The sequence below is a fragment of the Ruegeria sp. CDSC054 genome, assembly GCF_059610645.1.
Genome location: NZ_JBXWOA010000001.1, coordinates 338538 through 351231, shown reverse-complemented (window position 1 = coordinate 351231; position 12694 = coordinate 338538). Strand labels below are relative to the sequence as shown.

General features: G+C 56.6%; 13 protein-coding genes. 6 read left to right on the top strand and 7 right to left on the bottom strand.

Annotated elements, in window-relative coordinates:
• Positions 1-10: 10 nt before the first annotated feature.
• The gene (gene mnmA / locus AC2FGC_RS01730; RefSeq protein WP_496722771.1) at positions 11-1156 is read right to left on the bottom strand and encodes a tRNA 2-thiouridine(34) synthase MnmA; all 1146 of its coding nucleotides are present in this window, start codon (positions 1154-1156) and stop codon (positions 11-13) included.
• A gap of 129 nt (positions 1157-1285) precedes the next feature.
• Here mnmA and sciP point away from each other — a divergent pair, with 129 nt between their 5' ends.
• The 5 genes from sciP to AC2FGC_RS01705 all read left to right on the top strand — a co-directional run bounded on the left by sciP (position 1286) and on the right by AC2FGC_RS01705 (position 6950).
• Entirely contained in the window at positions 1286-1564 is a 279-nt protein-coding gene (sciP, locus tag AC2FGC_RS01725) for a CtrA inhibitor SciP (protein WP_496722773.1), read from the top strand.
• Between the two features lie 97 nt (positions 1565-1661).
• Entirely contained in the window at positions 1662-2378 is a 717-nt protein-coding gene (gene ctrA, locus AC2FGC_RS01720) for a response regulator transcription factor CtrA (RefSeq protein WP_496722775.1), read from the top strand.
• Positions 2379-2502: 124 nt separating this feature from the next.
• The gene (gene ligA / locus AC2FGC_RS01715; RefSeq protein WP_496722777.1) at positions 2503-4629 is read left to right on the top strand and encodes an NAD-dependent DNA ligase LigA; all 2127 of its coding nucleotides are present in this window, start codon (positions 2503-2505) and stop codon (positions 4627-4629) included.
• Positions 4626-6716, top strand: coding sequence for an ATP-dependent DNA helicase RecG (gene recG / locus AC2FGC_RS01710; protein ID WP_496722780.1), 2091 nt, complete (start codon positions 4626-4628; stop codon positions 6714-6716). Before ligA ends, recG begins: the two co-directional genes overlap by 4 nt.
• A 111-nt stretch (positions 6717-6827) precedes the next feature.
• Positions 6828-6950 carry a hypothetical protein gene (locus tag AC2FGC_RS01705; RefSeq protein ID WP_496720389.1) on the top strand — a complete coding sequence of 41 codons (123 nt, stop codon included), beginning with the start codon at positions 6828-6830 and terminating at the stop codon, positions 6948-6950.
• A 184-nt stretch (positions 6951-7134) separates the two neighbouring features.
• On the opposite strand, the gene AC2FGC_RS01700 is transcribed toward AC2FGC_RS01705, so the two are convergent.
• On the bottom strand, positions 7135-7773 hold the full coding sequence (locus tag AC2FGC_RS01700; RefSeq protein ID WP_058271582.1) for a MarC family protein: 639 nt from the start codon (positions 7771-7773) through the stop codon (positions 7135-7137).
• A 59-nt stretch (positions 7774-7832) separates the two neighbouring features.
• The gene (locus AC2FGC_RS01695) at positions 7833-8285 is read right to left on the bottom strand and encodes an iron-sulfur cluster assembly scaffold protein (RefSeq protein WP_496722784.1); all 453 of its coding nucleotides are present in this window, start codon (positions 8283-8285) and stop codon (positions 7833-7835) included.
• 48 nt (positions 8286-8333) lie between these two features.
• Here AC2FGC_RS01695 and hisI point away from each other — a divergent pair, with 48 nt between their 5' ends.
• On the top strand, positions 8334-8723 hold the full coding sequence (hisI, locus tag AC2FGC_RS01690; protein WP_496722786.1) for a phosphoribosyl-AMP cyclohydrolase: 390 nt from the start codon (positions 8334-8336) through the stop codon (positions 8721-8723).
• 6 nt (positions 8724-8729) lie between these two features.
• Here the strand turns inward: hisI and gluQRS are convergent, their stop codons facing one another.
• The 4 genes from gluQRS to AC2FGC_RS01670 form a co-directional block, all read right to left on the bottom strand.
• Positions 8730-9626: a tRNA glutamyl-Q(34) synthetase GluQRS gene (gluQRS, locus tag AC2FGC_RS01685; RefSeq protein ID WP_496722788.1), complete on the bottom strand. Its 897-nt coding sequence runs from the start codon at positions 9624-9626 to the stop codon at positions 8730-8732.
• Complete coding sequence (locus AC2FGC_RS01680; protein ID WP_496722790.1) at positions 9623-10237, bottom strand: class I SAM-dependent DNA methyltransferase; 615 nt, start codon at positions 10235-10237, stop codon at positions 9623-9625. The genes gluQRS and AC2FGC_RS01680 overlap by 4 nt, the downstream gene beginning before the upstream one ends.
• 37 nt (positions 10238-10274) lie before the next feature.
• Positions 10275-11615: a methylenetetrahydrofolate--tRNA-(uracil(54)-C(5))-methyltransferase (FADH(2)-oxidizing) TrmFO gene (gene trmFO, locus AC2FGC_RS01675; protein ID WP_496722792.1), complete on the bottom strand. Its 1341-nt coding sequence runs from the start codon at positions 11613-11615 to the stop codon at positions 10275-10277.
• Positions 11616-11879: 264 nt separating this feature from the next.
• The gene (locus AC2FGC_RS01670) at positions 11880-12665 is read right to left on the bottom strand and encodes an enoyl-CoA hydratase (RefSeq protein ID WP_496722794.1); all 786 of its coding nucleotides are present in this window, start codon (positions 12663-12665) and stop codon (positions 11880-11882) included.
• Between the last annotated feature and the right edge of the window lie 29 nt (positions 12666-12694).

Sequence of the window (12694 nt, the reverse complement as noted above, 5' to 3'; positions counted from 1 at the left end):
TCGGGGTTCCTCAGTAACCGCGCCAGATCCAGCCGCCTCCGTATATGCGGCTGCTTTCATTGGAATAGAACACGCAGGCCTGACCGGGCGAAATGCCTTCCTCGGGTGTCAGCAATTCGACTTCGGCAGTCGTTTCAGACAGAGGTCGGATAATCGCCTCACGCGGCGGGCGGGTCGACCGCACCTTGACCGACAGATGCCATTCGTCGCGTGAAGTAAAAGGTTCATCCCCCAGCCAGTTGATCTCGCGCACCGGAACGGTCCGGGTCGCCAGCAGCTCTTTCGGGCCAACCACAACCTGCTTTTTGTCTACGTCCAACTTTATCACATACAAAGGCTCGCTCAGCCCGCCGATACCCAGTCCGCGGCGCTGACCGATGGTGTAGTGAATAACGCCGTTATGCTGCGCCAGCACTCGACCGTCGGAATGAACGATCTCACCTGGTTCCGCCGCACCGGGGCGCAGCTTTTCGATCACGCTGGCATAGTTGCCATCGGGCACAAAGCAGATGTCCTGACTGTCGGGCTTGTCTGCCACCGACAGCCCGTAATGCGCGGCCATCTCTCGGGTTGCGTCCTTCGAGGGTAAGTGGCCCAGTGGAAAACGCAGAAAGTCCAACTGCTCAGGCGTAGTGGAAAACAGGAAATAGGACTGATCCCGGTTCGCGTCTTCGGCGCTGTGCAGCTCTGGCCCGTTCGCGCCCATCTTGCGCTGGATATAATGGCCAGTCGCCATGCAGTCGGCTTCAAGGTCCTTGGCGGTTTCCAAAAGGTCCTTGAACTTCACCCGCTCATTGCACCGGATACACGGGACCGGAGTCGCCCCGGCCAGATAGCTGTCGGCGAATTCGTCGATCACGGCATCTTTGAAGATGTTCTCGTAATCCAGAACATAATGCGGAAAACCGCGTTCCTCTGCCACACGCCGCGCGTCATGGATATCAATCCCGGCGCAGCATGCGCCTTTCTTGGCCAAGGCCGCGCCGTGATCATACAGCTGCAGCGTCACGCCAACCACGTCATAACCCTGATCTGCCAAATATGCAGCGACAACCGAACTGTCCACGCCACCGGACATGGCAACAACCACCCGTGTTTCCGACGGGGGTTTGGCAAAGCCAAGCGAGTTCAGCGGTGTCTCGGTATCGAGGGCCATGACGATTCCAGTGCGGGTTAAGAAAGACCGGCAGAATATAGGAAAATTCTACACACTCTCAAGGGGCGGTTTCACCCGGCATTAAGTAGGCTGTCGGCAGCTTTGTCGCAGCTGAAAAAGGGTCAAGAGATGTATTTGCACAAAGTCGAAGGGCCAAGGTCCGTAACCCTGCCGGATGGAACGGTTTTATCGCGTAGCGATCTACCACCTGCAGAGACGACCAGATGGGTCGCATCGCGCAAGGTGGTTGTGGTGCGCGGCGTTCTTTACGGGCTGATTTCGTTGTCAGACGCCAAAAAGCGGTATGGGCTTAGCGATGAAGAGTTCAATTCCTGGGTTTCTGCAGTCGCTGAGCACGGAACAGACGCTTTGAAAGTCACGGCCTTAAAAAAATATCGACAACTTTAAGATGAATGTGAATAAATGATTCAACGGTAACGTCAGATTAACCATTTTTGATCAGGCTCATTTTGAAATTGGTAAGTTGACTAAATTGGAGCAGTAAATGCGTATACTTCTCGTCGAGGATGATCCGACCACATCGAAAAGCATCGAATTGATGCTGACGCATGCCAATCTAAACGTTTATGCGACGGACCTGGGCGAGGAAGGCATCGATCTTGCCAAGTTGTACGACTATGACCTGATCCTTCTGGATCTGAATCTGCCAGACATGAACGGGCACGAAGTGCTGAGACAGCTGCGCATCGCGCGTGTTGAAACCCCCATCTTGATCCTGTCGGGCGCTGACGATACCGAAAGCAAGATCAAAGGTTTCGGCTTTGGCGCCGACGACTATATGACCAAACCGTTCCACCGCGAGGAACTGGTCGCTCGTATTCACGCGATCATTCGCCGGTCCAAAGGGCATTCGCAGTCCGTCATTCATACCGGCCGTGTCGCGGTGAATCTGGATGCTAAAACGGTTGAGGTCGAAGGCAAAGCCGTTCATCTGACCGGCAAGGAATACCAGATGCTGGAATTGCTGAGCCTGCGGAAGGGTACAACGCTGACCAAAGAGATGTTCCTGAACCATCTCTACGGCGGCATGGACGAGCCCGAATTGAAAATTATCGACGTTTTTATCTGCAAACTTCGCAAGAAACTCAGCAATGCTACAGGTGGCGAAAACTATATCGAAACTGTTTGGGGCAGGGGCTATGTGCTGCGCGATCCGCAAAGCAACAGCTTGGACGACCGGCGGATCGCTGTTGGAGCCTGATTTTCAGTGAAATCTGGTCGCCGTTGGTCCAGGGCGACCCCCTCACTCACGTAACAGCACATCTGGACCTAGCCATGGCCTCGCCCTATCACTGGGTTCAAAGACTATGTGACAGGGCGAGGCCATGAGCGACTCAATTGCGGTAACAGAACTGACGGAAGATCAGGCACGTGCCGAACTGGCGCGGCTCGCGGAATTGATTGCGCGGGCCAACACGCTGTATCACGCCGAGGACGCCCCCGAGATCTCGGATGCGGACTACGATGTGCTAAAGCGGCGAAACGCTGACATCGAGGCACGCTTTCCTAAGCTGAAACGGTCCGACAGCCCCACAGATCAAGTGGGCGCAAAACCGGCAGAGGGATTTTCAAAACTCGTACATGCCGTCAGGATGATGTCCCTGGGCAATGCGTTCAACGATGAGGACGTTTCGGATTTTGACAGGTCAATCCGCAAATATCTGGGATTGGGCGACTCGGCCGAGCTGGCTTTTACTGCTGAACCCAAGATTGACGGTCTGTCCCTATCGCTAAGATACGAACAGGGTGAGCTCGTGCAGGCGGCGACCCGAGGCGATGGCGAGATTGGTGAAAACGTGACTGCGAACGCGCGGACGATCTCAGACATTCCGCACAGCGTCAAAAACGCCCCGGAGGTTCTGGAGGTGCGCGGTGAAGTTTACATGTCTCATGAAGACTTCGACAAGCTGAACGCGCGACAGACAGAGCTGGGCGAAAAGGTGTTTTCAAATCCACGAAACGCTGCCGCAGGGTCGTTGAGGCAGCTTGACGCGAAAATAACACGATCCCGTCCGCTTGGTTTTTTTGCATATGCCTGGGGTGAGTTGTCAGCCCCCTTGGCCGATACACAAATGGGTGCCATCGAACGGTTGGCGGAATTCGGTTTCTCAACCAACCCACTGACAGCATTGTGCGAAACAACAGATCAGTTGATCGGACATTACCGCAGCATCGAAGCCCAACGCGCCACTCTTGGCTATGACATCGACGGCGTTGTCTACAAGGTGAACGACTTGGCGCTGCAGGCCCGGTTGGGGTTCAGGTCCACGACCCCAAGATGGGCCATTGCGCATAAGTTTCCCGCTGAACTTGCATGGACGAGGCTGGAAGCCATCGACATTCAGGTGGGTCGAACGGGTGCGCTCAGCCCGGTTGCCCGGCTGCACCCGGTAACTGTTGGTGGCGTCGTCGTGTCCAATGCCACGCTGCATAACGAGGATTATGTCGCCGGTCGCGATGCAAAGGGCGGTACGATCCGGGATGGGAAGGACATTAGGGTCGGCGACTGGGTGCAGGTTTATCGCGCGGGCGACGTGATCCCCAAAGTGGCGGATGTCGACATTTCGAAACGTCCAGATGGCGCGCAACCTTATGATTTTCCCACAACCTGTCCTGAATGCGGCAGTGATGCGGTTCGGGAAGAAGGCGATGCCGTTAGACGTTGTACCGGTGGAATTATTTGCCCCGCGCAAGCCGTGGAAAAACTGAAACATTTCGTATCTCGGAAGGCGTTCGATATCGAGGGGTTGGGCGCCAAGCAGATTGAAATGTTCTACGATGACCCGGACTTACCAATCAAAACCCCGGTGGACATCTTCACACTGCAGAACAGAGATGCGGCCAATCTAAACAAACTCGACAACCGCAAGGGCTGGGGTGCGCAAAGTGCCGGGAACCTTTGGGCCGCAATTGATGAAAAGCGCCAAATCCCATTCGGACGCCTTCTTTTTGCATTAGGTATTCGACATGTCGGAGAGGCGGCGTCGAACTTGATCGCGAACCACTATGGCGCCTGGACAGAATTTGAGCGCGCCGTCACCGCAGCCGCTGATTTCGAAGGACCTGAGTGGGACGAGCTTTTGGGCATAGATGGCGTAGGTGACGTCATGGCGCGCGCCTTGGTGTCCGCATTTGCGCAAGATGCAGAACGCGCCAGCGTCGACGCTTTGGTTGCACAATTGGACGTGCAGGACGCCAAACGACCTGACACATCGGGCAGTCCGGTGGCTGGCAAGACGGTTGTCTTCACGGGGTCACTTGAAAAGATGACCCGTGCCGAAGCCAAAGCCCGGGCCGAAGCGCTGGGGGCCAAGGTCTCTGGTTCGGTCAGCAAGAAGACCGATTTGCTGGTGGCCGGCCCTGGTGCTGGTTCAAAAGCCAAGAAAGCAGCAGAGCTTGGGATCGAAACCCTGGACGAAGATGAGTGGCTGCAACTGATCGGCACCGCATGAGCGGCCGTCCCGAAATCCTGTTTCCCCTGTTCGCCGGGCTGGAGACGCTGGAAGGCGTTGGCCCCAAAACTGCGCAGACAATGGTGCAGGCAGGGATCGAGTCGCCGCGTGATGTGCTGTTCGGCTTGCCCTACGCTGTAGTGGACCGCAGGCGGCGCGATACAATCCAAGGGGCTGATCTGCCAACGACTTTGACGGTTGAGGTCACGGTCGGCACTCACAGGCCGTCGCGAAACAAGGGCGGGGCTTACCGCGTTCACGTCGAAGACACTCAGACCGAGTTTCAGTTGGTCTTTTTCCACGCACGTGGAGATTATTTGAATAAAGTTTTGCCGCAAGGCAGTCGTCGTGTGATCTCTGGCAAGCTCGAACTGTTCGACGGCATGGCTCAGATGGTCCATCCGGATCACATGCTGCCCGTGGAAAGCGCGGATGACATTCCTGAGTTCGAGCCAGTTTATCACCTGACACAGGGCATCACCCAAAAAACGGCGTACAAGGCCGCACGCAGCGCATTGGCACGCGCGCCACAGCTGGCTGAGTGGATTGACCCAGCGCAAGCGTCAAAACAGGGCTGGACGGATTGGGCGACGGCTGTATCCGCGGCACACAACCCACAAGGTGCGGATGACGTGGCCGCGCACGCGCCAGCCCGGGAACGCCTTGCCTATGACGAACTGTTTGCCCATCAGGTGACGCTGGCTCTGGCGCGACAGCGCGAGCGTAAGGCTCGGGGCATCGTGAGCGTCGGCACTGGTGCTCTGCAGGCCAAAGTTCTTGCTAATCTGCCTTACAAACCAACCGGGGCCCAGACACGTGCGATCAAGGAAATAACTGCCGACATGGGCTCAGACTCGCGGATGAACCGATTGCTGCAAGGCGATGTGGGTGCAGGGAAAACTCTGGTCGCCTTCATGGCACTTCTGGTCGCGGTCGAGGCTGGTGGGCAGGGTGTTATGATGGCCCCGACCGAGATCCTCGCTAGGCAGCATCTGGAAGGCCTGCGCCCGCTTGCCGAAGAAGCCGGGGTGGTTCTGGAAATCCTGACTGGGCGGGACAAGGGCGCTGAACGGCGTGCAAAGCTGGCCGCTCTGAAACAGGGTAACATTCACATCCTTGTCGGCACCCATGCAGTGTTTCAGAGCGATGTTGAATTTCATGCCCTGCGACTGGCCATTGTGGATGAACAGCACCGGTTCGGGGTGCGGCAACGGATGGAGTTGTCGGAAAAAGGGCAGGGCGCGGATGTTCTGGTGATGACCGCCACCCCGATCCCCCGCAGTTTGGCGCTTGCGCAATACGGGGACATGGACGTCTCTGTTCTGGATGAAAAGCCACCAGGACGGAAACCGATCAAAACGGCGATTATTAGTACCGAGCGTATGGATGACGTCGTAGCGCATTTACGTCGGGCCATCGATGAAGGACGTCAGTGCTATTGGGTCTGTCCGCTGGTCGACGAATCCGAGGTCTCGGACCTGACAGCTGCCGAAGAACAGTTCAAACGGCTGCGGGCGGTGCTGGGCGAAGGCACAGTCGGGCTGGTCCATGGCCAAATGCCCGCTGCCGAAAAGGACGCCGCGATGGCTGCGTTTCAGAAAGGGCACACAAAGGTTCTGGTCGCAACGACTGTGATCGAGGTCGGAGTGAATGTACCCAACGCCTCGATCATGGTAATCGAACGGGCCGAAATATTCGGTTTGGCGCAGTTACACCAGCTGCGTGGCCGCGTTGGACGGGGCGAGGCGGATTCGACCTGCTTGCTCATGTATCAACCACCGCTAAGCGAGGGCGGGCGGAAGCGGCTGGAGGTTTTGCGAGAGACGGAAGACGGATTCCGGATATCCGAGACCGATTTGCAGATGCGCGGCGCAGGGGATCTGATTGGCACGGCTCAATCCGGGCTACCAAAGTTCCGGATCGCTGATCTGGAGCGTCAGGCCGGATTGATGGCTGTTGCGCAGACGGATGCACGAAACCTGTTGTCCAAAGACCCGAACTTGACCACCGAACGCGGGCAGGCTGTCCGTGTTCTGCTGTGGCTCATGAAACAGGATCAGGCAATCCGTTTAATTTCAGTGGGTTAGCAATATCGTTCCGTAAAGTTCACTAATGTTCTCAAAAAGTTCTTTACCGACTCGGTAAAATATGAGAACAAAAGGTCAACAAAGGATTAAAACAAGACCGGAGGTGAGACCATGCTGACCCAGATCAAGACCGCCATAAGCCGTTCGCATTCCACGCTATTGCAGGATGCGGCAGGTGCGGTGTCATTGGTGGTGATGCTGGTGGTTGCCCTTCACCTTCCCGGAACGTTCTGACCCTTTCTGCCTGCGATCTCGTGCCGAAAACACCGTGCTGTCGTCCCCATTTCAGTCAAGGGTGACCTGCCTGTCCCAATTCCCTTGAAAGGGCCAGCCTCGGCCCTGCGCGGAAATACGGATCCCACGCGAGACACGCATTGCCTACCGCCGCCCTTTCCGCCCGGAAGGTGCGGCGGTTTTTTTATAGCTGTCCGGTTTTGAAGATTTCCAGCATCGCAGACAGTACCGAATTCACGGCAACCGACGCCAGGATCATTCCCATGATGCGGCTGATAATGGCGGCACCTGAATGGCCAATCAGTCGAATGATCGGCTCGGCCAGCAGCATCAAAACGAAGGCGATGGCCACAACGGATAACATAACCATTGCCGTGATACCTTGATCCGCCACGCTGAACCGGTTGTTGTCGGTCAGGATAACAACGGCCAGCATTGCACCCGGTGACGCCAATGAAGGTACCGCCAACGGAAAGATCGCAGGGTTGGGCTTGTGGAATTTGTCTTCCTGATCGTCTTCTGCTGCGCGTTGTTCAACCTCTTGTTTGCTTTCGCCAAAGATCATCGTCAGGGCGAACAGGAACAGGATGATCCCTCCGGCCACTTGGAACGAGTTCAACCCGATATCCAGCGCCTCGATCAGCAATTGCCCGAAAACAAGGAAGAACAGCAAAACACCGGCACTGATGAGCGCGGCCAACAGGGCTGTTTTGCGACGCGCCGCAGCGCCAAGCCCGGCTGTAACGGCGATAAAAACGGGAATTGTTCCAATCGGATCAATAACGACCCACAGGGTAACAAAATGCTCCAGCAAACTATTCAAACCAAATTCTCCCCAAAACTATGGCGGAGGTTAGATGGGTTTGAATTGAATTACCATCTTCAGGCGCAGTTGGCCTGTTCGGCTTGTTCCATAGCTTCAGCAGTGGCATCCAACGCCAGCAGGATCGAAGCGTGACGGTTCTTATAATCACGCGCAGGCATGAGAACTTCCAGCCCGTCAAACGGTGCGTCCGGTGCAGGGCCGTCTTTCTTTAGCATAGCCGACAGCTGATCCCGCGCTGTTTCGATTTGCGCGCGCGTGGTGCCAATTACAGCGGATCCAACGACCGAGGCCGAGGCCTGACCCAAGGCGCAGGCCTTAACGTCCTGACCGAACTCGGAAACGCGGCCGTCCTCAACCTTGACGTCCACGGTTACGGTAGACCCGCACAAAGGCGAACGTTTCTTGACGGTCGCATCTGGGTTTTCCAGTCGTTCCAGATGCGGAATATCCGCAGCCAGGGCCAGAATGCGCCCAGAATAGAGCTTTATCAGGTCGTTCTCGCCAGACATGGCTTTCCCTCGTTGCGTGTTCCCCATACATAGTGGCCATCCACCGGGATGCAAAAGGTTTTTACAATGTCCGAGACCGTCACTTTCGATCTGTCTAGCCTGAAGTTTAACGACGCCGGTCTGATTCCGGCGATCGCACAGGATGAAGCTTCTGGCGAGGTGTTGATGATGGCGTGGATGAACGCAGAAGCGGTTGAAAAAACTCTTGAAACGCGCCGCGTGACGTATTGGTCACGGTCACGTCAGTCGTTCTGGATCAAGGGTGAAACCTCGGGGCATGTTCAGGAACTGGTCGATTTTCGCGTCGATTGTGATCGCGACTGCCTGCTGGTTCTGGTGCGACAGACCGGTGCTGCCTGCCACACGAACCGGCGCACCTGTTTCTACACCGCAGTGCGGGATGGCGATGAGGTCGAATTGATGCGGCCGATGGATTAGGGCCGATCACAGCCCGACCATGGCCCGAACCTGATCCGCGGTAACTCCATCAGCACGATATTTGGCGATGGCGCGCGCATCGTCGCGCTTGGCCAAACGTTTGCCCAAGTCATCTCGGATCAGCTTATGATGGTGATAGACAGGTGTCGGCAAGCCTAGCAGGGCCTGCAACAGAACATGGATACGCGTCGCCTCGAATAGGTCCTGACCGCGTACGACGTGGGACACGCCCTGTTCCGCATCATCCAGAACGACGGATAGATGGTAGGATGTTCCCATATCGCGCCGGGACAATACCACGTCTCCGATTGTGTCCCGCAACTCATCAGCAGTGAAAGCGACTGGGCCCGATTCCCCGTTTGGTCCCACGCCAGTTTCTTCGAAAAAAGATTTTTTGGCAGAGGGTTGAGTGGCGATCCTAAACAGATCGGGAACCACACGCGCAGCCATTTTGATGTCCAATCGAAGGGGCGTTTCGTGCGGGATCGGCCCCGTTCGATCTGACACATCCCTGCACGTGCCCGGATAAATGATCCCATCAGGCCCATGCAGAGGAACACCTTCCTGTGGTGCCCCGGCGGCTGCGGCAATGTCCCGACGATTGCACGTGCACGGGTACAGCAAGCCCCGCGACCACAATGCCCTCAGAGCGTCTTCGTAGGTCGACAAACGGGACGATTGCCGCATCACGGGTTCTGGCCAGTTCAATCCTAGCCAAGTCAGATCGTCATAAATCTGCTCTTCCCAATTTACCCGGCAGCGGGAGCGGTCGATGTCTTCGATCCGCAACAAAAATTGACCGCCTTCAGCGGCGGCCATATCACTGGCAAGAAGTGCAGAATAGGCGTGGCCAAGATGAAGCGGCCCCGTTGGAGATGGGGCAAATCTGGCTATGAATGTCACGTCTTCTCAACAACATATACGTCAGATTTAAGGTCCATTCCGGGAAGATGCGGCCCGTATTCCCGAAACAGCAGCCGCGCGGCGCCCATATCCAGCCAATCGTTCAAACGGGTGGTATAGGACGGATCGTCAAGCGTGTGATCATTGAAGGAAAAGGCCAGTAGGCCACTTTTGGGCAGCGCTTTCATCAACAGATCAAATGTTTCTGGCGGGGCGGCACCGGTTCCGATCACGCCAATCGCGGTGATTGCCTTATAGGCATCTTGCTCCAGCGGTTCCGGATCGGTGATCTCAAACGTCGTGAGGTTTCTGTAAACCTCCTTAGCGGCTGCCCCTTCAAGCATCTTGGGCGTGGGATCCACACCATCGATTACCTGAAATCCCGTATCATGCAGGGCCTTGCCGGACAGACCCGTGCCACAACCGTAATCCAGAACAGGCGTCTGCGGTTCGGGCATCTGGGACCAAAGCGCCTCGGCCACGCGGCCAGGCGTGGCGTAGCCATGTGACCCAACTTCGGCGTCGTATGACGAGGCCCATTTCTGATAATGCGTACGTGTCGCCTCGGGCGTATCAAGCCCGTAGGCGTCTTTGAGGTATTTGTCGCTCATACCCGTATGTTAGGCCGGTAGGGTGCAATGCGTCCAGTCAGCAATGCGCCAACCAGTCGGTCCATTCCGTCTTGGCCCGGTCGGTGTAGGCCTTGTACCGGTCCTTACGGCCCCGGCGACCGCCTTTGAGGCCATCAACCGGGCGAAACAGACCAAAGTTGACATTCATGGGTTGAAAGGTCTTGGCTTCGGCCCCGCCGGTAATGTGGTGTATCAACGCGCCCATGGCACTGTCCTGCGGGATCTCGGGCAGGGAACGCCCCAGGATCTCGGCAGCAGCCAGCCGCCCAGCCAACAAGCCCATTGCAGCGCTTTCCACATAACCCTCGACGCCGGTGATCTGGCCGGCAAACCGAATATTCGGTTTTGATTTCAGCCGCATCTGCGCGTCCAGCAATGTCGGAGAGTTGATGAACGTGTTGCGATGAATCCCGCCCAGGCGCGCGAAACTGGCGTTCTCAAGCCCCGGGATCATGCGAAACACTTCGGTCTGAGCGCCGTATTTCATCTTGGTCTGAAAACCGACGATGTTGAACAAAGTGCCCAGCGCGTTGTCTCGGCGCAGTTGCACAACGGCATGAGGTTTGACGTCAGGCTGATGCGGGTTGGTCAGGCCGACTGGCTTCATGGGACCGTGGCGCAGCGTTTCGCGGCCGCGTTCCGCCATAACCTCGATGGGCAGGCAGCCGTCAAAATACCCGGCAGTTTCACCTTCGTGGAATTCTGTTTTGTCCGCCGCCAACAGGGCGTCGATGAACGCCTCATACTGATCGCGGTCCATGGGACAGTTCAGATAGGCCGTCCGCTCCTCTTCGGTTTCGCCCTTGTCATAACGTGACTGCATCCATGCCTGGCTCATGTCGATGCTGTCGGCATAGACAATGGGCGCGATCGCGTCGAAGAACGCCAGAGCCTCAGCACCTGTCTGAGCCCTGATCGACTCGCCCAGCGACGAGGATGTCAGCGGACCCGTCGCAATGATCCAGTGGCCGTCGTCGGGCAGGGCGGTGACTTCTTCGCCCGTCACCTCAACCCGTGGATGGGCCTGCAACTTGGCGGTCACTGCTTCGGCAAACGGATCACGATCCACGGCCAATGCGCCACCGGCGGGCAGGCGATGCGTATCGGCCGTGCCCATGATGATGCCGTTGGCTTCCCGCATTTCCCAATGCAGCTGACCGACTGCATTTTGTTCGTCGTCATCCGAGCGGAAGGAGTTCGAGCACACCATCTCGGCCAGATTGCCGGTCTGGTGCGCAAAAGTGCCCACTTTGGGCCGCATTTCGTGGATCACAACGTCCACGCCCATTTCCGCTGCTTGCCAGGCCGCCTCGGACCCTGCCATGCCGCCGCCAACTATATGCAATTTCTGTGTCATGAGGTGCCACATAGGGCACAGCATCGCGCAACGCAACACACGCCAAGTTTCGCGTTGATTAGCTAGTAATTTAAGGAGGGTACTTGGGGTCGCCGCAGCGGGAATGTCAGCGCCGGTGAGAGAAACCAGCTTGGAGGGACCTTCCGCCTACAGCGACCCAAAAGCGTATTTGGGCCTAAGCCATGTCTCAGCTTTGCCACAGTGTGGCCCTTTTGAAAAGGACTAAATTGCGAACAGTCGCGAAAATTTCCTTAAATAATCTCGTTATTGTTCCCAATTTGGCGGTCTTTTTTCGATAAATGCAGATATTCCTTCTTCGGTATCCCGATGCATCATATTCTGCGCCATTACCTCTCCGGTATAGCCGTAGGCCTGTTCGATCGGCATATCCAATTGCTTGTAAAAGGCCTGTTTGCCCACTTTGACCGCTGATCCAAGCTTGTCCGCCAGGTGTTCGGCCAGCGCCATCGTTTCATGTTCCAACAACATTTCGGGTACTGCGCGATTGACCAGGCCCAGCTCTGTCGCGCGTTCTGCGGAGATGAACGCGCCTGTCGTCAACATCTCAAATGCCTGTTTCCGGGGGATATTCCGGCTGAGGGCCACCATAGGGGTCGAGCAAAACAACCCGATATTGACCCCGTTTACACCAAAGCGCGTGCCTTCGGCTGCAATCGCAAGATCACAAGTGGCCACCAGTTGGCAGCCGGCGGCCGTGGCGATGCCGTGGACTTGCGCGATCACGGGTTGGGGCAGGGATTGAATCGACAGCATCATTTTTGCGCACTGCGCGAACAAGTCCTGGAAGTAGGCTTTTCCCCCATCCTCGCTCTGACGTCCCGCAGTCATCTGTTTCAGATCGTGACCTGCGCAAAACGCCTTGCCTTCGCCGGACAGGATCACAGCGCGAATGCTCGAGTCGTTGCTTAAGGCGTCGAATTCAGCCTGAAGTGCTGCCAGCATCTCTTCGCTCAGGGCATTCAAGCGCTCTGGCGCGTTCATTTTCAACCGGGCAACGCCATTCATGTCGTTACGTTCCAGAATTCCCATCTTGCTCTCCGATCTGATGTCGGGCCAAC

Coding starts and splice junctions, on each gene's coding strand:
- recG (WP_496722780.1), top strand. CDS start 4,626: ATGAGCGGCCGTCCCGAAATCCTGTTTCCCCTGTTCGCCGGGCTGGAG.
- ctrA (WP_496722775.1), top strand. CDS start 1,662: ATGCGTATACTTCTCGTCGAGGATGATCCGACCACATCGAAAAGCATC.
- sciP (WP_496722773.1), top strand. CDS start 1,286: ATGTATTTGCACAAAGTCGAAGGGCCAAGGTCCGTAACCCTGCCGGAT.
- AC2FGC_RS01705 (WP_496720389.1), top strand. CDS start 6,828: ATGCTGACCCAGATCAAGACCGCCATAAGCCGTTCGCATTCCACGCTA.
- mnmA (WP_496722771.1), bottom strand. CDS start 1,156: ATGGCCCTCGATACCGAGACACCGCTGAACTCGCTTGGCTTTGCCAAA.
- AC2FGC_RS01695 (WP_496722784.1), bottom strand. CDS start 8,285: ATGTCTGGCGAGAACGACCTGATAAAGCTCTATTCTGGGCGCATTCTG.
- AC2FGC_RS01680 (WP_496722790.1), bottom strand. CDS start 10,237: ATGAGCGACAAATACCTCAAAGACGCCTACGGGCTTGATACGCCCGAG.
- ligA (WP_496722777.1), top strand. CDS start 2,503: ATGAGCGACTCAATTGCGGTAACAGAACTGACGGAAGATCAGGCACGT.
- hisI (WP_496722786.1), top strand. CDS start 8,334: ATGCAAAAGGTTTTTACAATGTCCGAGACCGTCACTTTCGATCTGTCT.
- trmFO (WP_496722792.1), bottom strand. CDS start 11,615: ATGACACAGAAATTGCATATAGTTGGCGGCGGCATGGCAGGGTCCGAG.
- AC2FGC_RS01670 (WP_496722794.1), bottom strand. CDS start 12,665: ATGGGAATTCTGGAACGTAACGACATGAATGGCGTTGCCCGGTTGAAA.